Raw genomic sequence first — 21,769 nt, 5'->3', positions numbered from 1 at the left:
AGTTTCAAGACGCAATGAGCCAATCGCAAGAAGCACTGGTTAGCCGGCGTTCCCGCCTGCTCGGCGCGAAATCGCAATTGTTCTACGACGAGCCCGTGCATCTGGTGCGCGGCGAAGGCGTCTGGCTCTACGATGCCGATGGTCGGAAATATCTCGACGCCTACAACAATGTCGCACATGTCGGCCACTGCCACCCGCATGTGGTCGAAGCCCTGTGCCGGCAGGCCAGCCTGCTCAACACCCACACGCGCTATCTGCACACCGCCATCCTTGATTATGTCGAGCGGCTGACCGCGACCTTCGATGCCAGCCTGTCGTCCGCCATCCTGACCTGCACCGGCAGTGAGGCCAACGACATCGCGCTGCGCATGGCGCAGGCCGCCACCGGCCGCATGGGCGTCATCGCCACCGACGCCACCTACCATGGCAACACCACGGCGGTTTCGCAGCTCAGCACCCGCATGCCGCCGGTCGGTGGCCGCGCCCGCAATGTCAGGCTGGTGCCGGCGCCTGACAGCTATCGCCATCAGGATGCGATGGCCAACGGCAAAGCCTTTGGCGACGCGGTGCGCGAAGCCATCGCCTCGCTGGAGCAGGATGGCATCGGCCTGTCCGGCATCATCCTGTGTCCGCTGCTCGCCAATGAAGGCTTTCCGACGCTCCCATCCGGATTTTTCGACGACGCGATGCGCGCGGTGCGTGACGCCGGCGGACTGGTCATCGCCGATGAGGTGCAGCCCGGTTTCGGCCGCACCGGCAGTCATTTCTGGGGCCACCAGCGCGCTGGCTTCGTTCCCGACATCCTCACCATGGGCAAGCCGATGGGCAACGGCCATCCGGTCGCCGCCGTGGTCACCTCGAGGGAGATCCTGGCGACCTTCCGCAACGCTTTCCGCTACTTCAACACCTTCGGCGGCAACCCGGTTTCCTGCGCGGTGGCGAATGCCGTTCTCGACGTCATCGAGCAGGAAGATCTCGTCGCCAACGCACGCGATGTCAGCGCCTATGCGCTTGGGCTGCTGCGCCCGCTGGCGGATCGGCATGAATGCATCGGCGAGGTCAGGGGCGCCGGCCTGTTCCTCGGCGCCGAATTGGTTCACGACCGCGAGACGCGCGAGCCGGCGCCCGACATTGCCGAGCAGGTCGCCAACCGCATGCGCCACTGCGGTGTGCTCATGGGCAAGACCGGCATCCACGGCAATGTGCTGAAGATCCGCCCGCCCATGCCGTTCTCGCGCGACAATGCCGACGTCCTGATCGGCGTCCTCGACGAGGTGCTGGGTGAAGTCGGCGGAGTGAAGGCGTGAACGCTGTTTCCACGCAATCCGAGCCCGAGACGGCAGCCGATGTCACCGAGCTTGCCAAGCGCGCGCTCGAACATTGGGGCATTCGTGAGGGTGAGCCGGAGCTGCTGAAATTCCGCGAGAACGCGGTTTTCCGGATCCGCTTGCCCGATGGCCAGCCGGCCGCCATGCGCATTCACCGGCTTGGCTATCACACGGACGCCGCCTTGCGCTCGGAACTGCAATGGATGGGTTTTCTGCAATCGGCCGGCATCGCCACGCCATCTGCGGTCGCCACGCCGGCCGGCGATCTGTTCGTGCTTGTCAGCGCGAACGCCTCAATGCAACCCCGGCAAGTCGATTGCCTGAGCTGGCTGGAAGGCCGCGCCGTCGGTGCGCGAGGCGTGCCGCTGGATTTTACGCCCGAGCAGGCAAGACGGGTCTTTACCGCGATGGGCCGAACCATCGCCCACATGCACAATGTCACGTCTGCCTGGGCGCCTCCGTCCGGCTTTGCCCGCCATGCCTGGGATTTCGATGGCTTCTTCGGCGCGAACCCGAATTGGGGCCGCTTCGAGACCTCGCCCTTCCTCGACGGCCCTCATCGCGAGCTGGTTTTCCAGGCGCGGGAAAAGGCCGTGAAGGCGCTGTCGGAGCATGAACGCAGCGCCCGCAATTTCGGCATCATCCACGCCGATCTGGTGCGCGAGAACGTGCTCGTCCATGACGGCGCGATCCGCATCATCGACTTCGACGATTGCGGCCATGGCTGGCACATGTACGACCTTGCCGTCGCGCTCTACCAGAACCGCGATGAGGCGATCTATCCGCTGATCGAGGCCGCTTTGCTCGAGGGCTATCGGCAGGAGCGGGCACTGACCGCGCGCGACATCGCCGCGCTGCCGCTGTTTTCGGCGTTGCGTGCCTTTGCTTTCCTCGGTTGGGTGCAGAGCCGCGTCGAAGGCGACATCACCAGGGATGTCGGCCAGCGTATGTCGGCCATCGCAGCCGATGTGGTGATTGCCTATCTGCGTGGCGAATAGGGCCGATCAATAAGAACTGGCGGGTCATCAGCCCTTCGCGAAATGGATGCTGACCGTGCCCGAACTGCCGAAATCGGCGACGATCGTGTCGCCGGGCCGCGCCTCGATCGGCCGCACGAAGGATCCCGAGAGCACCACCTCGCCAGCCGCGATCGACATGCCGTAGCGGGCGAGCCTGTCCGCCAGCCAGGCGATGCCCATGGCCGGGTGGTTGAGCACGCCGGCGCCAAGCCCGGTTTCCTCTACCTCGGCGTTGCGCGAGACGATGGCGCCGATCCAGCGCATGTCGGCTTCCTCAGGCCGCTGCGGCCGGCCGCCGATGACGATGCCGGCATTGGCGGCATTGTCGGAAATCGTATCGAAGAAGGTGCGCACCTTCTTCGTCTCGGCATTGACGCGCTCGATGCGCGTATCGAGGATTTCCAGCGCCGGCGTGATGTAGTCGGTGGCGTTAAGCACGTCGGAGATGGTCACGCCGGGGCCTTTCAGCGACGCCTTCATGACGAAGGCGATCTCGGCCTCGACGCGAGGCTGGATGAAGCGGCCGGCCGGCACCGTCGCGCCGTCATTGAAGAACATGTCGTCGAACAGCACGCCCGAATCCGGCGTGTCGATGGCAAGCGCGTACTGCATTGCCTTCGATGTCAGCCCGATCTTCCAGCCCTTCGGCTTCAGCCCGGCATCGATCTTGCGCGCCACCAGCGCCGCTTGCACGCGATAGGCGTCTTCCATCGTCGCATCGGGAAAATCGAGGCTGAGCAGACGGATCTGGCGGCGCGACCGCTCGGCCTCGAACAGCCGTGCCGCGGCGTCCTCCACCTGTTCCGGGGTCATTGCGCTGCCTCGTCGACGACACCGTTTCTGAGCACGCCGATGCCTTCGGCCTCCACCTCGATCACGTCGCCGGGCTTCAGCCAGATCGGCGGCTCGAAGCGGGCGCCGGCGCCGGCCGGCGTGCCGGTGACGATGATATCGCCCGGCACCAGCGTGGTGAAGGTCGAGATGTAGTTGATGATCTTGCGGAAGGAAAAAATCATCCGGCTGGTGCGGTCCTGCTGGCGCAACTCGCCATTGACGCGGGTGGTCAGCGCGATATCGGCGATCTGCGCCTCTTCGCTGAACGGCACCAGCCATGGGCCGATCGAGCCGCTGCGGTCGAAATTCTTGCCTTGCGTGACGTTGAACTTGGCATGCCGCACCCAGTCGCGGATGGTGCCTTCATTGCACAGCGACAGCGCCGCGATATGGCCGAGCGCGTCGGCCTCGGCAATGCGCCGGCCGGCCTTGCCGATGACGATGACGATCTCGCCCTCATAGTCGAGCTGCGGTGATTCCGGCGGCCGCACCAGCGGCGCGCCATGGCCGACGAAAGATCGGGGGAAGCGGATGAACAGTGACGGGTTGGAGGGCGCTGCCTGGCCGTCCTTGTACTCCTCGTTGCGGTCCGGATAGTTGACGCCGACGCAGATGATCTTTTCCGGTGACGGGATCGGGATTTCATAGGCGATGGCGTCGAGCGGGAAATCTGGGGCGAAGGCCTCGGCCGCTTCCGCCAGCCGCCGCAAGGCGCCGGCCTCGATCACTTCACGCAGCGTCGGCCACTGGCCGTAACGAGCCGACAGGTCGATAACGCCCTTGCTCGTGATCGCGCCATAGCGCGCCTTGCCGCCGACGGTGAAGGTGGTGAGCCGTGCGGGGTTCATGCTGCGGCTCCGGCGATGGTGGTGGGCGAGGGGGCGTGACGGAACGCTGACATTGATTAGAATCCCACTACGGCGCTATGATCGGCGACGCCGTCAAATCCGGCTGGCGTGCCTTCGCTCCGGCAAACGCACTGCCCTCCTCGAACCAGCTTTTCGGCGCCGGCGCGCCCCACAGCGTCTGGCGCTGCGGGTCCTTGAGGTCCCATTTGATCGGCTCGAGGTCCGGATCGACCGTCTGGTAATCCGAACAGTAGATCTCGATGCGGTGATTGTCCGGGTCTCTGACATAGAGGAAGAATGCGTTGGAAATGCCGTGCCGGCCGGGGCCGCGTTCGATGTTCGGCAGATAGCCCGTCGTTGCCATCATATCGAGCAGGTCGATGATGTTGAGCGGCGTCGGCACCCAGAAGGCGACATGGTGCAGGCGCGGCCCGATGCCGTTGGTGAAGGCGATGTCGTGCACGCCGCCCTTGCGGTGCGTCCACGCCGCCCACAGCTTTCCGCTGCTGGCGTCCTCGGTATACTCGGTCACCCGGAAGCCGAGCTCGTTGTAGAAGGCGACGGACTCGTCGACATTGGGCGAGAAGCAGTTGAAGTGGTCGATGCGCAGCGGCTTGACGCCCTTGTAGAGCGCATACTTCTGGTGGATCGGCGGCAGCCGCTCCATCTCCGCGTAGAATTCAAGCGGAATGCCGTGCGGATCGCGGGTGCGGAAGGTGCGCGACTGGTAAGGCCGCTCGACCCATTCCACCGGCAGGCCCTTGTCCTTGAAGAAATGCACTGCCTTGTCGAGGTCTTCATCCGAGAAGACCTTGAAGCCAAGGTCGCGCGCTTCTGCCGTGGCCGCCTTCTTCAGCACGATGCAATGGTGCCCACGCTCCTCCAGCGCCCTGAGATAGATGGTGTCCGATGTCTCGTCGGTGACCTGCAGGCCGAGCGTATCGACATAGAAGGCGCGGGATTTGGCGAGGTCGGTGACGGCCAGCTCGACATGGCTGAGGCGCACGATGTTGAAGGCGGGGTAGAGATTGGGCTTGGGCAAGGGCATCTGATTTCCTCCGGTCAGCCGCCGAGTTTCTGGATCGCGTGCGCCGTCGTCGCAAAGGCTACGTTCTTCGTCTCCATGTAGAAGTCGAAGGAATGGTCCCCGCCGTCGCGGCCGATGCCGGAATTCTTGACGCCGCCGAACGGTGTCGGCAAATGGCGCACATTCTCCGAGTTGACCCAGATCATGCCGGCGTCCAGCGCATCGGTGAAGCGGAAGGCGCGGGTGACGTCCGAGGTCCAGAGATAGCCGGTCAGGCCGTATTGCGTGTCGTTGGCCAGCGCAAGCGCCTCGGCCTCGTCGTTGAAGGGAATGGCGCTCAGCACCGGCCCGAAAATCTCCTCCTGCGCAATGCGCATGCCGTTGGTGACGTTGGTGAACAGTGTCGGGCCGACATAACAGCCGCCGCCCGGCCCATCGACCTTGCCGCCGCCGACGGCGAGCGTGGCCCCCTCCGACCTGCCGATCTCGATATAGGACAGCACCTTCTTTTCATGCACCGGATGGATGAGCGGCCCGACCACCGTTTTCGGATCGAGCGGGTGGCCGACGACGATGCGCTTCGCCCTCTCCGCGACTTTGGCGGTGAAGCTTTCATATATCGAGGCTTCGACCAGCAGCCGCGACGACGAGGTGCAGCGTTCGCCATTCAGCGAATAGATCATGAATACGGCGGCGTCGGCGGCGCGCTCGAGATCAGCGTCGGCAAAGACGATCACCGGGTTCTTGCCGCCAAGCTCGAAATGCACGCGCTTCAGCGTGTCGGCGCCTTGTTTCATGATCATCGAGCCGGTGCGGCTCTCGCCGACAAAGCCGATCGCCTTGATGTCGGGATGCTCGGTCAACGCCTTGCCGGCATCTTCACCCAGGCCGTTGACCAGGTTCCAGACACCCTTCGGCAGGCCGGCCTCCTCGGCGATCTCGACCAGCAGGCGGGCGGTCAGCGGCGAGAATTCAGCCGGCTTATGAACCACGGTGCAGCCGGCCGCCAGCGCCGGTGCGATCTTCCAGGTCGACAGCATGAACGGCGTGTTCCACGGCGTGATGATGCCGACCGGGCCGATCGGCACCCGTGTGGTGAGGTTGACCTGGCCCGCGGTCCGCAGCGTCTCGCCGTCGCGCGCTTCGGGCGCACGGTCGGCGAAGAAGCGGAAATTCTCGGCACCCCGCAACGCCGCCTTGGCCATGAACTTTAGCGCCTGGCCGGTATCCATGCATTCGACGAAGGCTATCTCCTCGGCACGCGCCTCGATCGCGTCGGCGATTCTGTGCAGCAGCTTCTTGCGCGCTTCGCCCGGCATGGCGGCCCAGGCCGGAAACGCAGCCTTGGCTGCCCTGGCGGCGCGGTCGATGTCGGCGGCTCCGCCGCGCGCGACGCTTGCCAGCGGCTTCAGGTCGACCGGCGACAGCGTTTCGAACGTCGCGCCGTCGAGCGCCGGTACCGCCTCGCCGCCGATCTGGTTCAACACGCCGTCGCGCTTGAAGCGGGCCAGATAGGCCTCGGCCTTGTTCAGATTGCCTTGCAGGTCGGACATATCGGGTTCCGTCACTTGCCGCGCAGGCGCGGGTGGATTGCGTTTCTCTTCCAACTCAGCTCCGGGTCGATTTCCCGGATTTCGAGCGACAGGGCGAAATGCGGGGTCTCGAACAGGGTGGCAAGGTATTCCCTCACCGCCGCGAAGACGGCCTCGCCGGTCCGCTTCTTCTCATCAGGGCTGCGGCCGGTGCCGATGCGGAACGACATGTCGAGAAAGGCGTTTTCCGGCAGACTGTCGGCCATCGCGTAAGCCTCGGCGCGAAAGGCCCGCACTCGCACGGCGCCGGTCTCGAACAGCCCGGTGTCCAGCACGGTGCGCAACACCAGCGCGCACAATTCGCCCATGTCGACCCTGGCATCGAGATTGGCTGAATACTCGATGGAAAAGTGTGGCACGGCGTTTCCCTGGTCTATTGCTTTTGTTGTAGTTAACGCGTTAATTACATGCAGCGCCGACGAAGTCAAGTCTTGCATCGGCCTTGGCGCAACGATACGGGATGGCAGCAACGGGCCCTGGCAGGCGGATTCGGCTGAGGGAAGGCCTGTTTTCGATCGCAAGCGTGGGAGGCTCTTTTCTTGCTGCCTGAAAACACCCGTCGTTCCCTGCCGATGGCGCTGCTTCATGCCCGCGAAGCGGTGATGGCGCGGTTTCGGCCGATGCTTGCGGCGCATGACGTGACCGAACAGCAATGGCGCGTGCTGCGCGTGCTGAGCGAAGCCGGCCCGGTCGAGGCGACGGAACTCGCCGACCGCGCCTCGGTTTTGCCGCCCAGCCTGACGCGCATCATCAAGGCGCTCGAGGGCCGCAAATTCATCACCCGCAACAAGGCCGAAGGCGACGGCCGACGCGTCGTTCTAACCATTGCGCCCGCCGGTTCCGCCCTGATCGACGCCCTGTCGCCGGAGCGTCGCGTCATTTATGACGACATCGAACAGCGCTTCGGCCACGAAAAGCTCGAGCAGTTGCTCGATCTGCTGGAGACGCTGATCGACGGCGAGAGCTGATCGTTCCGGCTACCGCGGAAGTTTCGACGGTCGCTTGGGTTGACGGCCCGCATACCTTGGGAATGGCCGAAACACCCGATGGGGGTCAGCTAACCTCGCAACCTCGCCCCTTCCGGATCGAAGAAGGGTATCGGCGCCGCCACCGCACGCGTCGGCTTACCACCGATATCAATGCTCAATTCGGTGCCGACAGCCGTGAACGGCAGCCGCAGATGCGCGGTGGCCAGCACCTTGCCGAGGGAATAGCCGTGGTCGCTGTAGGTGACGATGCCGGCGTCCTCGCCATCGGCCAGAACCTTGGCATCGGTCGCGGCCGGCTTGTCGCCGTCGAGGATCAGTCCGACCCATTGCTCGTCGAGGCCCTTGTCGCGAACCTTGAGCAAAGCTTCGCGGCCGACGAAATCGCCCTTGTCGAACTTGATCCAGCGGTCGAGGCCGACATGGAACGGGGTGCGGCTCTCGTCCATGTCGATGCCGTGCGCCGGGTAGGCCTTTTCCAGGCCCAGCGTGAACATCGCCAGCACGCCATAGGGTTTCAGGCCAAAGTCACGGCCGGTCCGCATCAGCGCATCCCAGAGAGAGGCCGCCTCGTCGGCGGGCACGAACAGTTCGAAGCCGAGTTCGCCGGTGACGCCGGTGCGCGAGATCAGTACTCTCGTCTCGCCAACATGTCCTGATGTGAACGACCAGCGCTTCAGCCCGTCCAGATCGGCATCCGCGATCAACGCTTTCAGCAGTTCGCGCGAGCGCGGACCCTGGATGGTGGGGAAGGCGATGGCGGCGGTGATGTCGGTGACATAGGCCTTGCGGCCCTGAGCGTGATGCTGCAGCCAGGGCAGCATCTTCAGGCGGTTGACCGAGCCGGTCACCAGCATGAAGTGCTCCGGGCCCAACCGAAACACGGTGAGGTCGTCCATGATGCCGCCATCCTCGCGGCAGACCGTGGAATAGCGGACCTGGCCCGGTTTCATGGCAGCGGCATTATTGACGATGACATGGTTGACCAGCGCCTCGGCCTCCGGCCCCTTGATATCCATCTTGCCCATCGTGCTGAGATCCTGCACGCCGACATTCCTGCGGGTGTTCAGGTGCTCGTCGGCAATGCCGGAATAAGTTTTGGCCGAGATGAAATCGCCCCCGACACGACCCATGGTCGCGCCCAGCCCGACGATGCTGCTGTAGAAAGGGGAACGCCGCTCAGCCAAGGAAGTCTCCATCGTTCAAGAAAAACGGCAGCGCCAGGCAGCGCTGCCGGAAGGCATCTGTTGTCGTTCTCAGCTGCCGTAGACGTCGAAGGAAAAGTATTTGTCGTTGATTTCCTTGTACTTGCCATTGGCGCGCAGCGCGTCGATGGCCGCATTGAGCTTGTCGGCCAACTCCTTGTTGCCCTTCTGCAGGGCGATGCCGACGCCGGGGCCGTGTATGGCCGGATCGGCCGTCAGCGTGCCGAGCAGCTTGCAGCAGGCGCCGTCTGGCTTCTTCAACCACTCGGTCAGGATGATCGAGCCGTCCATCATCGCGTCGAGGCGGCCATTGGCCATGTCGGTGCGGGCATCGTCGCCCGTCGGATAGGCCTTGACCGTCGAGCCTGCATATTTCTGGTCGGCGAATTTCTGGTGGATGGTCGCGGTCTGCACGCCGAGCGCCTTGCCTTTCAGATCGTCCGGCGAGGTGCCTGATATGGTCGAATCCTTCGGTACGGCGATGGCCGGCGGCGTCTGGTAGTATTTGTGGGTGAACTCGACCTTCTCGGCCCGCTCGGGCGTGATGGTGATGTTGATGATGGCGTCGAACTTGCCGGCCTGCAGCGCCGGTATGGAACCATCGAAATCCTGCACGCTGAACTCGCATTCGGCCTTCATCTCGGCGCATAGCGCCTTCCCCAAGTCGATGTCGAAGCCGCCCAGCGTGCCGTCGGCACTGGCGTAATTGAAGGGCGGATAGGCGCCCTCGGTGCCGATCCTGAGTTTTTTGTCCTGGGCGGAGGCGGCGCCCGTGGCAAGGGTGAGAGCGACGGAAGCGGCAAGCACGAAACGACCGAAAAGACGCATGTTCGAGTTCCCCGTTGAAAGCGGGAAGTCTACGGGCTTTCATGATCCCGGCGGAGACGGAAACGACATGCGCTGCGGCGATCGCGGCGCGGCGAGCGGACCAAGCCCTCACGATTGGTCGTGCGTTAGCCGGCGCGCTGCTTGTTCGTCGCTGTCCGGTCGATGCCGAGTTCGCCTGCCGAGAGGACAACGCCAAATTTTTCGTTGGCTTCCTCGACCGTATAGTAACCCAACGCCACGTCGCGCAGCACCAGATCCGGATCGCGCTGCAGCGGATCGCCGTAGCCGCCACCGCCCGGCGTGCCGACACGCACGCGGTCGCCGGCCTTGAGCGCGATGTCCTGCTCCTTGGACAAATGCGGTGGTACATGTTCCTCGCCGTTGCGGAAGACGGTCACCATGTTGACCGCGCCATCCCTGCCGCCGAGTGCGCCTTGGGGGCCGAAACGGCCGTGATCCATGACGAAAGAAGCACGGGCGTCACCGCGCAGGATTTCGACCTCATAGGCGAGCCCGAATCCGCCGCGATGCTTGCCGGCGCCACCCGAACCTTCGCGCAGGGCATAATGGCGGTAGAGCACAGGAAAGGCCTGCTCCATGATCTCGACCGGCGGCGATTTGGAAATGCCGATGGTCGAGCAGCCATTGGTCAGCCCGTCATGGCCTGAATTGCCGCCATAGCCGCCGCCGGAGATCTGGTACATGACGTAGTCGCGGCCGCGCGCCGGATCGTTGCCGCCGAGCGCGAAATTGCCGCTGGAGCCGGCGGGCGCCGCCGTCACCTTGTCCGGCAACGCCTGCACCATCGCCGCGAACACCGCTTCCGCGATGCGCTGCGACACTTCGGCCGCGCAGCCCGATACGGGGCGCGGATATCTGGCATCGAGGAACGTGCCTTCCGGCCGCTTGACTTCAAGCGGTTCGAAGGCACCGGCGCTGATCGGCACATCAGGGAAAATGTGGCGCATGGCGAGATAGACCGAGGACAAGGTCGTCGCCAGCACACTGTTCATCGGCCCGGCGCAGGGCTTTGACGAGCCGGTGAAATCGAAGGTCAGCGTATTGCCTTTTTTCTCGACGGCGAGCGCGATGGTCAGCGGCTCGTTGACCACCCCGTCGGAATCGACAAACGCCTTGGAATGGTAGATGCCGTCGGGAATGGCTGAGATGTTGGCGCGCATCTGCTCGGCCGCGCGGCGGCGCAGTTCGGCGATCGCCTCGACAACCGTTTCATCACCGTAACGATCCAGGATCCCATTGAGCCGGTCCTGGCCGATCAGCAGTGCCGCAGCCTGGGCGCGGATGTCGCCGATGCGCTGGTCGGCAACGCGGATGTTGGAGCAGATGATGGCGTAGATTTCCGGATCGAGCACGCCCTTCTTGAACAGTTTGACCGGCGGCAGTCGCAGGCCTTCCTGCTCGACTGCGGTCGCCGAGGCCGAAAAACCGCCCGGCACCGAACCGCCAATGTCGGGCCAATGGCCGGTGTTGGACAGCCAGCAGAAAATCTTGCCGTCCCGGTAGACCGGCATGGCGAAGCGCACATCCATCAGATGGGTGCCGCCGAGATAGGGGTCGTTGACGATGTAGATGTCGCCCGGCTCCGGGGCCAAGCACCGGCCATCGGCGATCATCTCGATCACCGTCCTGGTCGAATATTGCATGACGCCGACGAACACCGGCAGGCCCTGGCTGCCTTGCGCGATCAGCGAACCATCGACGGCCGAATAGATGCCGTCGGAGCGGTCATTGGCCTCGGCGATGACAGGCGAGAAGGCGGCGCGCGAGAAGGTCAGGTCCATCTCGTCGCAGACCTGCTGCAGTGCCGCCTGCAGGACCGAAAGGGTGATGGCGTCGAGCTTTGCCCTATCAAGATTTGGCATCTCAGGCCTCGCCAATGTCGATGATGATGTTGCCGTCAGCGTCGCTGCGTGCGCGGTCGCCGGGCTCGAGCACGGTGGTGGCATCCATCTGTTCGAGGATCGCCGGCCCTTCGATTTCAGCGTCAAGCGGCAGCTTTTCACGCGCGTATACCGGCGTGTCGTGCCATTGGCCGGCGTACCAGACCGGCCGGATCTCGCGCCGCGCCTCGTCGAGCGTTGTTGCGCGCCCAGCCGGGTCGATCAGGCGCGACAGGTCTATCGACGGGCGGACGCCCGTCACCGAGGTGTTGAGATTGACAAGGTTGGCGCGGATTTCCGGCAGTTCGACCTTGAAGCGGGCAAAATAGGCCTTTTCGAAAAGCTGCTGCAGCGTTACCCGCGTCACCGAGGAAGACGGCAGCGGCACGTTGATGATGTGGGTCTGGCCGACGAACTGCATGTCGGCGGAGTGCGTGACGCGGATCGTCTCCGGCTTCACCGCTTCCTTGCCGATCAGCTCTTCGCCTTCGTTCCGGTGCCGTTCCAATACAGTATAAAGCTGTGTTTCGTCGAGCACCGCCACCGGCTGGTTGACGGTGTTGACGAAATCATGGCGCAGGTCAGCGACGACGCAGCCGAGTGCGTTGGTGATGCCCGGACGCGCCGGTACCAGCACCCGGGGCAGGCCGAGTTCGCGCGCCAGGGCCGTTGCGTGCAGCGGGCCGGCGCCGCCAAAGGCGAACAGCGCGAAATCACGAGGGTCATGGCCGCGCGATACCGAGACCATGCGGATGGCGCCCGCCATCTTCATGTTGCCGAGCCGCAGCACCGCGCCCGCCGCCTCGACGCCGGACAGGCCGGTCGCCTTGCCTATCTTGTCTTCGAAAATGCCGGTGACGCGCTCTGATGTGACGGGATTTTCGACCGCCAGCAGCTTCTTCGGCGCCAGCCGGCCGAGCACCAGATTGGCGTCGGTAATGGTCGGCTCGAGGCCGCCGCGTCCGTAGCAGATCGGGCCGGGATTGGCGCCGGCACTTTCCGGGCCGATCTGGATAAGGCCAGCCGCATCGACGCGGGCGATCGAGCCGCCGCCGGCGCCGACCGTGTGCACCGCCACCATCGGAACATGGATCGGCATCGCATATTCGATCTCGATCTCGTTCGACACTGCCGGCTCGGCATTGCGGATCAGCGCCACGTCGGTCGAGGTGCCGCCCATGTCATAGGTGACGAGGTTTTCGAAGCCGGCGCGTTTTCCGGTATAAGCGGCGGCGATGACGCCGGAGGCCGGGCCGGACATGACCGTCTTGGCCGATTCACGTGTGACGAAGCGGGCCGAGATCATGCCGCCATTGCCGTTCATGATCAGGAAGTCGCGGGCATAGCCTTTGGCGCCCAATTCCTTGCGCAGCCGCTCGACGTAGCGCTCGAGGATCGGCTGCACGGAGGCGTTGACCGAAGCGGTCACGCCGCGTTCGAATTCGCGCGCTTCCGACAGCAGCGCATGGCCTGCCGTGATGTAGCCGTTCGGCCAGAGTTCGGTGGCGATTTCGACGGCGCGCCGCTCATGTGCCGGGTTGGCGTAGGAATGCAGGAAATGGATGACCAGGGATTCGCAACCGGCCGCGATCAGCGTCTGCACGGCGTCGCGCATCTCGGTCTCGTCGAGCGGCGTGCGCACCGCGCCCGACGCTTCGACGCGCTCCGAGACTTCGAGCCTGAGATTGCGCGGAATGATCGGTACGAAGCTGCCGGTCATGCCATAGGCCTGCGGCCGCGTGCGCCGGCCCAGTTCGATCACGTCGCGAAAACCGCGCGTGGTGATCATGCCGGTTTTCGCCAGCCGGCGTTCTAGCACCGCATTGGTGGTGGTGGTCGTGCCATGCACGATGAGGTCGATGCCGCCGATCGGAAATCCGGTGGCGCCGAGTGCCGAAACCACACCGAAAGCCTGGTTGTCCACCGTGGTCGGCGTCTTGGCCAGATACACCCGGCCGCCGTCGCTTCCGTCGATCAGGAGCAGGTCGGTGAAGGTGCCGCCGACATCGATACCGGCGACGACATTTCCCCGGGAATTGCGCGCTTGCGCCGAAATATTCTCTTCCATCGTCGAAACCCGAAATGCGCGGACTACGGATATGCGCCAGTTTGGAAAGCTGTTTTAAGGGAGCATCTTGACGCAAATATCGTTTGTATACTAATAAATTCCGGACACAAGAGCTTGCCGCTTTGCAGTGTGCGAACAGCCCGCCGGGATCTGAATGGTCCGGGCGTGCAGGTGAAAGTTAGGCGCCCGCGTCCACGGTTGGGCCAGAAGGTTGGATTTGATGAACACCACATCCGCTCTCAACACCGTCGGCGCCCGACCGCTGCAGTTCCCGATTCCGGCCAACGTCTATGCCGAAACCGTCGTCTCGGTGAAGCACTATACCGATCGGCTGTTCTCGTTCCGCATCACCCGTCCGCAGTCGCTGCGCTTCCGCTCCGGCGAGTTCGTCATGATCGGCCTGCCCAATGCCGAGAAGCCGGTGTACCGCGCCTATTCGGTGGCGAGCCCGGCCTGGGACGAGGAGCTGGAATTCTTCTCGATCAAGGTGCCGGACGGTCCGCTGACCTCCGAACTGCAGAAGATCCAGGTCGGCGATACGGTTATCATGCGCCAGAAGTCGACCGGCACGCTGGTGGTCGACGCGCTGACGCCGGCCAAGCGGCTGTTCATGATCTCGACCGGCACCGGCATCGCGCCTTTCGCCAGCCTGCTGCGCGACCCCGACACCTACGACAAGTTCGATCAGCTGATCCTGACCCATACCTGCCGCGACAATGCGGAACTCACCTACGGCCAGGAGCTGGTCGCGGCGTTGGAAAGCGACCCGCTGATCGGCGAACTGACCACTGGACGCGTCAAGCTCTACAATTCGACGACCCGCGAGGACTCAGCGCGCATGGGCCGCATCACCGCGCTGATCGGCTCCGGCAAGTTCTACAGCGATCTCGGCATCGACAAGCTCAGCCCGGAAACCGACCGCATCATGATCTGCGGCTCGATGCATATGCTGAAGGACGTCAAGGAACTGGCCGAAAGCCTCGGCTTCGAGGAAGGTTCGCTGAGCCACCCGGCGACTTTCGTGGTCGAGCGCGCTTTCGTCGGCTGAGCCGCACCTGACATCTCGAAGTCTGCGTTTTTGACCACACGGTCAAAAACTGCTGCTTTCGCCGCCTTTTTCGGATATCACCGTCTGCAGGACTCGTGAAGTACGACTTCACGGGCTATCTTCGGCACACGTCGCTGAATGAAAGGGCAGGAGATGAGCAGCACAATCCGCGAAGCCGATGTTGGCTCGTCCAAGGTGACGCCGCTGCCGGCGCGTGCCGCCGCCAACACAGCCGTTCCACCGGACCATCGCATTGCGCGCAATCCCGGCATGAAGCTCGATCTCGGCTTCATGGAATCGGTGCGCAGCGTCAACCGCTCGGCGCTGGAACGGCGCGTCGCCAGCTTGACCAAGCGGCGCTCTATAAAGGCCGACAACCAGGCGGCCTGGCTGCTGCGCGCCGTCGCCTGCATGGATTTGACGACGCTGAATTCCAACGATACCGAGGAGCGCGTGCGCCGGCTCTGCGCCAAGGCGATCAATCCGTTCCGCCGCGACATCGTCGAGGGCCTCGGCATATCGGGTGAAACCATCCGCCCGGCCGCCGTCTGCGTCTACCATCCCTTCGTTGCCACCGCCGTCGATGCGGTGCGCGGCACCGGCATCCATGTCGCCGCCGTTTCCACCGCCTTCCCGCATGGCCTTACGCCGCTGTCGACCCGCCTGCAGGAGATCGAGGCCTCGGTCCGCGACGGCGCCGACGAGATCGACGTCGTCATCCCGCGCGGCCTGGTGTTCGGGGCCAAGTGGCGGGAGCTTTACAACGAGATCGTCTCGATGCGCGCCGCTTGCGGTGACGCGCACCTGAAGGTCATCCTCGGCACCGGCGACCTCGCCACGCTGCGCAATGTCATGCTGGCCTCGATGGTGGCGATGATGGCAGGCGCCGACTTCATCAAGACCTCGACCGGCAAGGAAAGCGTCAATGCGACGCTGCCCGTCGGCCTCGCCATGGTGCGCGCCATCAGGGCCTATTTCGAGGAAACCGGCTATCTCATCGGCTTCAAGCCGGCCGGCGGCATTTCCACCGCCAAGGCCTCGCTCGACTGGCTGGTGCTGATGAAGGAAGAGCTCGGCCGGCCATGGCTGGAGCCAGACCTGTTCCGCTTCGGCGCGTCGAGCCTCTTGACCGACATCGAGCGCCAGCTCGAGCACCATCTGACGGGACACTATTCGGCCAATCATCGCCACGCGATGGCTTGAGAGATTTACCCCCACCCCGATCGGCAAGCCGATCGACCCTCCCACAAGTGGGAGGGGTGAAGGAGGCGCCCAATGAACATTCTCGACCGCTACCACGCCATGGAATACGGCCCGGCGCCGGAAGCCCGCAACGAGGCCGACGCCTGGCTTGCCGCGCGCGATTTCGGCAAGGCGCTGTTCATCGGCGGCGACTGGAAAGCCGCGTCCGGCGGCAAGACCTTTAAGACCAGCGAGCCGTCTTCCGGCAAGCTGCTGGCCAACGTCTCGGACGCCAATGCCGCCGATATCGACGCGGCGGTTGCGGCCGCCGCCAAGGCGCTGCCGAAGTGGTCGGCAGCCTCAGGCTATGTCAGGGCCAAGGTGCTCTATGCCATCGGCCGCGCCATGCAGCGCCACCAGCGCCTGTTCGCGGTGCTTGAGACAATCGACAATGGCAAGCCGATCCGTGAAAGCCGCGACATCGACGTGCCGCTGGCGATCCGCCATTTCATCCACCATGCCGGTTGGGCGCAGGCGCTGGACAAGGATTTCCCCGGCCACAGGGGTGTCGGCGTGGTCGGCCAGATCATCCCGTGGAACTTTCCGCTGCTGATGCTGGCCTGGAAGATCGCGCCGGCGCTCGCCGCCGGCTGCACCGTGGTGCTGAAGCCGGCCGAGTTCACGCCGCTGACCGCTATCCTGTTTGCCGAGATTTGCGAACGCGCCGGCGTGCCGAAAGGCGTCGTCAACATCGTCCAGGGTGGGCCGGAAGCGGGCGCGGCAATCGTCAACCATCCCGGCATCCAGAAGATCGCCTTCACCGGCTCTTCCGAGGTCGGCAAGATCATCCGCAAGGCTACCGCCGGGTCAGGGAAAAAACTGTCGCTGGAGCTCGGCGGCAAATCGGCCTTCATCGTCTTCGAAGACGCCGATCTCGACAGCGCCGTCGAAGGCCTGGTCGATGGTATCTGGTTCAACCAGGGCCAGGTCTGCTGCGCCGGCTCGCGGCTGCTGGTGCAGGAAGGCATCGCCGACGCCCTGATCGCCAAGGTCAAGACGCGTATGCGCCGGCTACGCGTCGGCAGCCCGCTCGACAAGAACACCGATATCGGCCCGCTGGTCGACTTGACCCAGCTTGACCGCGTCAAGGGCCTGGTTGCCGAAGGTGCCAGGCAGGGCGCCGTCTGCTGGCAGCCGGATGCGGCGCTGCCGTCTTCCGGCTACTACCATCTGCCGACGCTCGCTACAGGTGTTTCGCCGGCTAACATATTGGCGCAAGAAGAGGTATTCGGCCCTGTTCTGGCGACCATGACCTTCCGCAACACCGAGGAAGCGATCGAGCTTGCCAACAACACGCGCTATGGCCTCGCCGCCTCGGTGTGGAGCGAGAACGTCAACCTTGCTTTGCACGTCGCGCCGCAATTGAAGGCCGGCGTGGTCTGGGTCAACGGCACCAACATGTTCGACGCCGCCTGTGGCTTCGGCGGCTACCGCGAGAGCGGTTTTGGCCGCGAGGGCGGGCGCGAGGGCATGTTCGAATATCTCACGGCAAAGCTGCCGCTCGGCCCGGTCATCAAGCCGGCGACGACCTCCGCACAGCCAGTCGAGCAGCCGGACGGCGACACGATCGATCGCACGGCAAAGCTGTTCATCGGCGGCAAGCAGGTTCGGCCGGACGGCAATTATTCGCTCGCCATCGCCACCGCCAAGGGCAAGCTTGCCGGCGAAGTTGGGCTCGGCAGCCGCAAGGATATCCGCGATGCCGTCTCTGCCGCCCGCGGTGCCAAGGCCTGGCCGGAGGCGACCGCCTATAACAGGTCCCAGGTGCTGTATTATCTGGCCGAGAACCTTTCCGGCCGTGCCGGCGAGTTCGCCGCCCGTCTCACCGAATTGACCGGCGCTACGCCCAAGGCCGCGCGGGAAGAGGTGGAACAATCCATCGAACGGCTGTTCCTCTATGCCGGTCTGGCCGACAAGTTCGAGGGCCGCGTGCACCAGCCGCCGGCGCGTGCCGTGACGCTGGCGCTTCATGAACCGGTCGGCGTCGTCGGCATCGTCGCCCCCGATAGCTCGCCGCTGCTCGGTCTGATTTCGCTGGTCGCACCGGCGCTGGCCATGGGCAACACCGTGGTTGCGGTGCCGTCGGAGCGCTACCCGCTGCTGGCCACCGATCTCTACCAGGTCATCGAATATTCCGACATTCCCTCAGGCGCCATCAACATCGTCACCGGCCGCAGCGCCGAACTCGCCGGCGTGCTGGCCAAGCATGACGATGTCGACGGGCTCTGGGTATTCGCCGATGCCGAGACCTGCGCCAAGGCGGAGGCCGAGTCCATCGGCAACCTCAAGCGCGTCTGGAGCGGCAATGGCCGCAGCCTCGACTGGGCGTCCGACGAAGCCGCCGGCGACGCCTTCCTGCGCCGCGCCGTCGAGGTCAAGAATGTCTGGGTGCCTTACGGCGATTGATGTCCCGCCGGTGCTGTGAGACCGTGTTCGGGGTTGACGCACGGACAGATGTTCTTTAACGAGAAAAAACATCTTTATCAGTGAACGGTCAACGGCGCAGGCTGCACGATCGCGCGTGACTGGCACATGACGCCTTGGCCAGCCGCAGGTAGACCCGGACTATCCCAGCGGACGAGGAGAACAGCATGGCGAATCTGGCAGGCAAGGTCGTTGTCGTCACGGCAGCGGCGCAAGGCATCGGAAAGGCGAGCGCATTGGCGTTCGCAAAAGCTGGCGCCATCGTCCACGCCACCGACATCAACGAGACACTGCTGGCGGAACTCGCCAGGACGCCGGGAATCAAGACCCGCAAGCTGGACGTGCTCAACGACGAAGCCGTCAACGCCGCCTTTGCCGAGATCGGCGTCGTGGACGTGCTGTTCAATTGCGCCGGTTTCGTCCATTCCGGCTCGATCCTCGAGATGAAGGAAGCCGATCTCGATTTCGCGCTAAATCTCAATGTTCGCGCCATGATCCGCACCAGCCGGGCCGTGCTGCCCGGCATGCTGGAACGCGGCGACGGATCTATCATCAACATGGCCTCGCTGGCCAGTTCCACCAAGGGCGTGCCCAGCCGCTTCGTCTATGGCCTGACCAAGGCCGCCGTCATCGGCCTGACCAAGGCGATCGCCGCCGACTATGTCGGCAAGGGTATACGCTGCAACGCCATCTGCCCCGGCACGGTCGAGAGCCCGTCGCTGCAGGACCGGATGCACGCGCAAGGCGACTACGATGCCGCCCGCGCAGCCTTCATCGCCCGCCAGCCGATGGGCCGGCTCGGCACGCCGGAGGAGATCGCGGATCTCGCCGTCTATCTGGCCGGCGCCACCTATACGTCAGGGCAGGCCTACAATATCGATGGCGGCTGGTCGATCTGACTGCGGAAATCTTGCCGAGCCGGACGATCTGGCCCTTTCCCGGCGTTTGACAGGGGATCGAAGAGTCTGAAAATCCCGCGCGCCGGCTATCTTGTATGGCGATCGCGCTTGTCCGTAGTCAGGTCGATGGGTACGGTCCGCCGGTTCCTTGAAGGCGCAATCGCCTTGGCGGAAAGTTTGCAAAAGGCCACGAGGCCGCAATCAGGAGAAGGATTTAGATGAAACTGCTGCGCTATGGCGAGGTGGGAAGCGAACGTCCCGGCCTGCTCGATGCGGATGGAACGATCCGTGATCTCTCCGCTCACGTCACCGATATCGGCGGCAAGACGCTCGACCCGGCATCGCTGGCGGCACTCGCCAAGCTCGATCCGAAGTCGCTGCCAGCCGTTTCCGGCAGCCCGCGCCTCGGCGCCTGCGTTGCCGGCACCGGCAAGTTCATCTGCATCGGCCTCAACTATTCCGACCATGCCGCCGAAACCGGCGCCACCGTGCCGCCGGAGCCGATCATTTTCATGAAGGCAAGCTCGGCCATTGTCGGGCCGGATGACGACGTGCTGATCCCCCGCGGCTCGGAGAAGACCGACTGGGAAGTCGAACTGGCCGTAATCATCGGCAAAACCGCCAAGTATGTCAGCGAGGCCGATGCGCTCGACTATGTCGCCGGCTACAGCGTTGCCCACGACGTCTCCGAACGCGCCTTCCAGGCCGAGCGGCAAGGCCAGTGGACCAAAGGCAAGTCCTGCGACACGTTCGGCCCGACCGGCCCATGGCTGGTAACCAAGGACGAAGTGGCCGATCCGCAGAACCTCAAAATGTGGCTGACGGTAAACGGCAAGACGATGCAGAACGGCTCGACCAAGACCATGGTCTATGGCGTCAAGTATCTGGTTTCCTATCTCAGCCAGTTCATGTCGCTGCACCCCGGCGACATCATCTCCACCGGCACGCCGCCCGGCGTCGGTCTCGGCATGAAGCCGCCGGTGTTCTTGAAGGCCGGCGATGTGGTGGAGCTGGGCATCGAGGGCCTGGGCCAGCAGAAGCAGACGTTCAAGGCGGACGTTTAGGCAGGAGCTCTTACCTTCTGCTCTTGTGGGCTCCTGAAGGAGCGAAGACGGCTTGGCGCCCTTCCTCTACCCCGTCGATCGGGGGAGAGGTGTGGGGGGGGGGGCGCGGGGGGGGGGGGGGGGGGGGCGGGGCGGGGCGCGGCGGGGGCGGGGGGGGGGCGGATTTTTGGGGGCGGTGGGCGGGGGGGACCGGGGGCGGGGCGGCCGCCCCGCCCCGCCCCCGCGCCGCGCCCCCCCCCCCCCGCGCGGGGGGGGGGGGGGGGGGGGCCCGCCCCCCGCGGGGGGGGGGGGGGCGCCACTGCTCGGCGAGAGACTAGGCGCTCACTGGGTCGTGCCTAATTTTCGGCGACTGTGCTCGGGGGAAGCGGCTTCCCCCACTCCGTCGCCGCTTCGCGGCGCCACCTCTCCCCCCTGCGGAGGGAGAGGAAAGGAGCGCCGGTGTGTCTACTTCAGCACCTTGCCATCCGCCCCAAATCTGTACGTCTTCGCCGGATCCGGCGTCGCATAGAGCGTGGCTCCCGGTTCTGCATCGTACACCCCAAAAATCCTGACCGTAATCAGCCCGGCCTTCTCGCAATCGAGATACAGATTGGTGTCGGCGCCGAGGTGCTCGGCATGCACCACCGTTCCCTTCCAGGCGCCGGATTTCGGATCGACGGTCAAATGTTCCGGCCGCACGCCGATGGTCTTGGCGGTTTCGCCGAGCCTGGCGCCGTCGACGAAATTCATCTTTGGTGAGCCGATGAAGCCGGCGACGAACTCATTTGCCGGCGAATTGTAGAGCTCCATCGGGCCACCGATCTGCTCGATTTTCCCTGCGTTGAGCACCACGATCTTGTCGGCCAGCGTCATCGCCTCGACCTGGTCGTGGGTGACGTAGATCATCGTTGCCTTCAGCCGGCGATGCAGCTGCGCGATCTCCAGCCGCGTGTTGACGCGCAGTGCTGCATCGAGGTTCGAAAGCGGCTCGTCGAAGAGAAAGAGCTTGGGTTCGCGCACCACGGCGCGGCCGATGGCGACACGCTGGCGCTGGCCGCCGGAGAGTTCGGCCGGCCGCCTTTCGAGATAGGGCTCCAGCGACAGCATCGACGAGGCGATGCCGATGCGGCGGTCGATCTCCGGGGCGGGCGTGCCGGCCTGCTTGAGGCCGAGGCCCATATTGTTCTTCACCGTCAGATGCGGATAGAGCGCATAGGTCTGGAACACCATGGCGATGCCGCGCTTGGCCGGCGGCGTGGCCGAGACGTCCGCGCCATCGATGACGACGCGGCCCGAGGTCGAGTCCTCCAGCCCGGCAATGACCCTGAGCAAGGTCGACTTGCCGCAGCCGGACGGCCCGACGAAGACAACGAACTCGCCGTCGTTCACTTCGAGGTTGATGCCCTTCAGCACCTCGACCGGCCCAAAGGCCTTCTTCACGTTCTCGATGTTCAGCGAGCCCACGGCTTCGTCCCTG

18 protein-coding genes are annotated in these 21,769 nt (G+C 64.5%); 8 read left to right on the top strand and 10 right to left on the bottom strand.

Going from position 1 to position 21,769, the window contains the following annotated elements:
* The first annotated feature begins 14 nt into the window (after positions 1-14).
* Positions 15-1,307: an aminotransferase class III-fold pyridoxal phosphate-dependent enzyme gene (locus tag AC0L24_RS14625; RefSeq protein ID WP_292138315.1), complete on the top strand. Its 1,293-nt coding sequence runs from the start codon at positions 15-17 to the stop codon at positions 1,305-1,307.
* Positions 1,304-2,326 carry a phosphotransferase enzyme family protein gene (locus AC0L24_RS14620; RefSeq protein ID WP_127396824.1) on the top strand — a complete coding sequence of 341 codons (1,023 nt, stop codon included), beginning with the start codon at positions 1,304-1,306 and terminating at the stop codon, positions 2,324-2,326. Before AC0L24_RS14625 ends, AC0L24_RS14620 begins: the two co-directional genes overlap by 4 nt.
* A 27-nt stretch (positions 2,327-2,353) precedes the next feature.
* Here AC0L24_RS14620 and hpaH read toward each other — a convergent pair whose 3' ends face one another.
* The 5 genes from hpaH to AC0L24_RS14595 form a co-directional block, all read right to left on the bottom strand.
* Positions 2,354-3,160 (bottom strand): 2-oxo-hept-4-ene-1,7-dioate hydratase, encoded by an 807-nt coding sequence (gene hpaH / locus AC0L24_RS14615; protein WP_128287742.1) that lies wholly within the window; start codon positions 3,158-3,160, stop codon positions 2,354-2,356.
* The gene (locus AC0L24_RS14610; RefSeq protein WP_128287743.1) at positions 3,157-4,029 is read right to left on the bottom strand and encodes a fumarylacetoacetate hydrolase family protein; all 873 of its coding nucleotides are present in this window, start codon (positions 4,027-4,029) and stop codon (positions 3,157-3,159) included. The genes hpaH and AC0L24_RS14610 overlap by 4 nt, the downstream gene beginning before the upstream one ends.
* Before the next feature lie 67 nt (positions 4,030-4,096).
* Positions 4,097-5,077 carry a 3,4-dihydroxyphenylacetate 2,3-dioxygenase gene (gene hpaD, locus AC0L24_RS14605; protein ID WP_473563890.1) on the bottom strand — a complete coding sequence of 327 codons (981 nt, stop codon included), beginning with the start codon at positions 5,075-5,077 and terminating at the stop codon, positions 4,097-4,099.
* Positions 5,078-5,091: 14 nt separating this feature from the next.
* Positions 5,092-6,609, bottom strand: coding sequence for a 5-carboxymethyl-2-hydroxymuconate semialdehyde dehydrogenase (hpaE, locus tag AC0L24_RS14600; protein ID WP_473563889.1), 1,518 nt, complete (start codon positions 6,607-6,609; stop codon positions 5,092-5,094).
* Positions 6,610-6,620: 11 nt separating this feature from the next.
* On the bottom strand, positions 6,621-7,007 hold the full coding sequence (locus AC0L24_RS14595; RefSeq protein WP_473563888.1) for a 5-carboxymethyl-2-hydroxymuconate isomerase: 387 nt from the start codon (positions 7,005-7,007) through the stop codon (positions 6,621-6,623).
* A gap of 213 nt (positions 7,008-7,220) precedes the next feature.
* On the opposite strand from AC0L24_RS14595, the gene hpaR reads away from it, so the two are divergent.
* Positions 7,221-7,616 carry a homoprotocatechuate degradation operon regulator HpaR gene (gene hpaR / locus AC0L24_RS14590; RefSeq protein WP_127276380.1) on the top strand — a complete coding sequence of 132 codons (396 nt, stop codon included), beginning with the start codon at positions 7,221-7,223 and terminating at the stop codon, positions 7,614-7,616.
* A gap of 89 nt (positions 7,617-7,705) precedes the next feature.
* Here the strand turns inward: hpaR and AC0L24_RS14585 are convergent, their stop codons facing one another.
* The 4 genes from AC0L24_RS14585 to AC0L24_RS14570 form a co-directional block, all read right to left on the bottom strand.
* Positions 7,706-8,821, bottom strand: a complete 1,116-nt coding sequence (locus tag AC0L24_RS14585) for an aminomethyl transferase family protein (RefSeq protein WP_473563887.1) — start codon at positions 8,819-8,821, stop codon at positions 7,706-7,708.
* A 69-nt stretch (positions 8,822-8,890) separates the two neighbouring features.
* The gene (locus tag AC0L24_RS14580) at positions 8,891-9,667 is read right to left on the bottom strand and encodes an ABC transporter substrate-binding protein (RefSeq protein WP_127320873.1); all 777 of its coding nucleotides are present in this window, start codon (positions 9,665-9,667) and stop codon (positions 8,891-8,893) included.
* A gap of 125 nt (positions 9,668-9,792) precedes the next feature.
* On the bottom strand, positions 9,793-11,550 hold the full coding sequence (locus tag AC0L24_RS14575; RefSeq protein WP_127397400.1) for a hydantoinase B/oxoprolinase family protein: 1,758 nt from the start codon (positions 11,548-11,550) through the stop codon (positions 9,793-9,795).
* A gap of 1 nt (position 11,551) precedes the next feature.
* Positions 11,552-13,636 carry a hydantoinase/oxoprolinase family protein gene (locus AC0L24_RS14570; RefSeq protein ID WP_473563886.1) on the bottom strand — a complete coding sequence of 695 codons (2,085 nt, stop codon included), beginning with the start codon at positions 13,634-13,636 and terminating at the stop codon, positions 11,552-11,554.
* A gap of 220 nt (positions 13,637-13,856) precedes the next feature.
* Here AC0L24_RS14570 and AC0L24_RS14565 point away from each other — a divergent pair, with 220 nt between their 5' ends.
* From AC0L24_RS14565 to AC0L24_RS14545, 5 genes are all read left to right on the top strand, one after another.
* A complete protein-coding gene (locus tag AC0L24_RS14565) occupies positions 13,857-14,684 on the top strand; it encodes a ferredoxin--NADP reductase (protein ID WP_473563885.1) in 828 nt (275 codons plus the stop codon).
* A gap of 153 nt (positions 14,685-14,837) precedes the next feature.
* Complete coding sequence (deoC, locus tag AC0L24_RS14560; RefSeq protein WP_127380899.1) at positions 14,838-15,887, top strand: deoxyribose-phosphate aldolase; 1,050 nt, start codon at positions 14,838-14,840, stop codon at positions 15,885-15,887.
* A 72-nt stretch (positions 15,888-15,959) separates the two neighbouring features.
* A complete protein-coding gene (locus tag AC0L24_RS14555) occupies positions 15,960-18,332 on the top strand; it encodes an aldehyde dehydrogenase family protein (protein WP_473563884.1) in 2,373 nt (790 codons plus the stop codon).
* 185 nt (positions 18,333-18,517) lie between these two features.
* The gene (locus tag AC0L24_RS14550; protein WP_473563883.1) at positions 18,518-19,249 is read left to right on the top strand and encodes an SDR family oxidoreductase; all 732 of its coding nucleotides are present in this window, start codon (positions 18,518-18,520) and stop codon (positions 19,247-19,249) included.
* 218 nt (positions 19,250-19,467) lie between these two features.
* A complete protein-coding gene (locus tag AC0L24_RS14545; protein ID WP_127328023.1) occupies positions 19,468-20,313 on the top strand; it encodes a fumarylacetoacetate hydrolase family protein in 846 nt (281 codons plus the stop codon).
* Positions 20,314-20,757: 444 nt separating this feature from the next.
* On the opposite strand, the gene AC0L24_RS14540 is transcribed toward AC0L24_RS14545, so the two are convergent.
* Positions 20,758-21,756 carry an ABC transporter ATP-binding protein gene (locus AC0L24_RS14540; RefSeq protein ID WP_127808422.1) on the bottom strand — a complete coding sequence of 333 codons (999 nt, stop codon included), beginning with the start codon at positions 21,754-21,756 and terminating at the stop codon, positions 20,758-20,760.
* Positions 21,757-21,769 lie beyond the last annotated feature (13 nt).

The sequence above is a fragment of the Mesorhizobium sp. WSM4809 genome (genome assembly GCF_055811655.1).
Note: the sequence above shows the minus strand (reverse complement) of the source record. Positions and strands in the feature narration are given on the sequence as shown.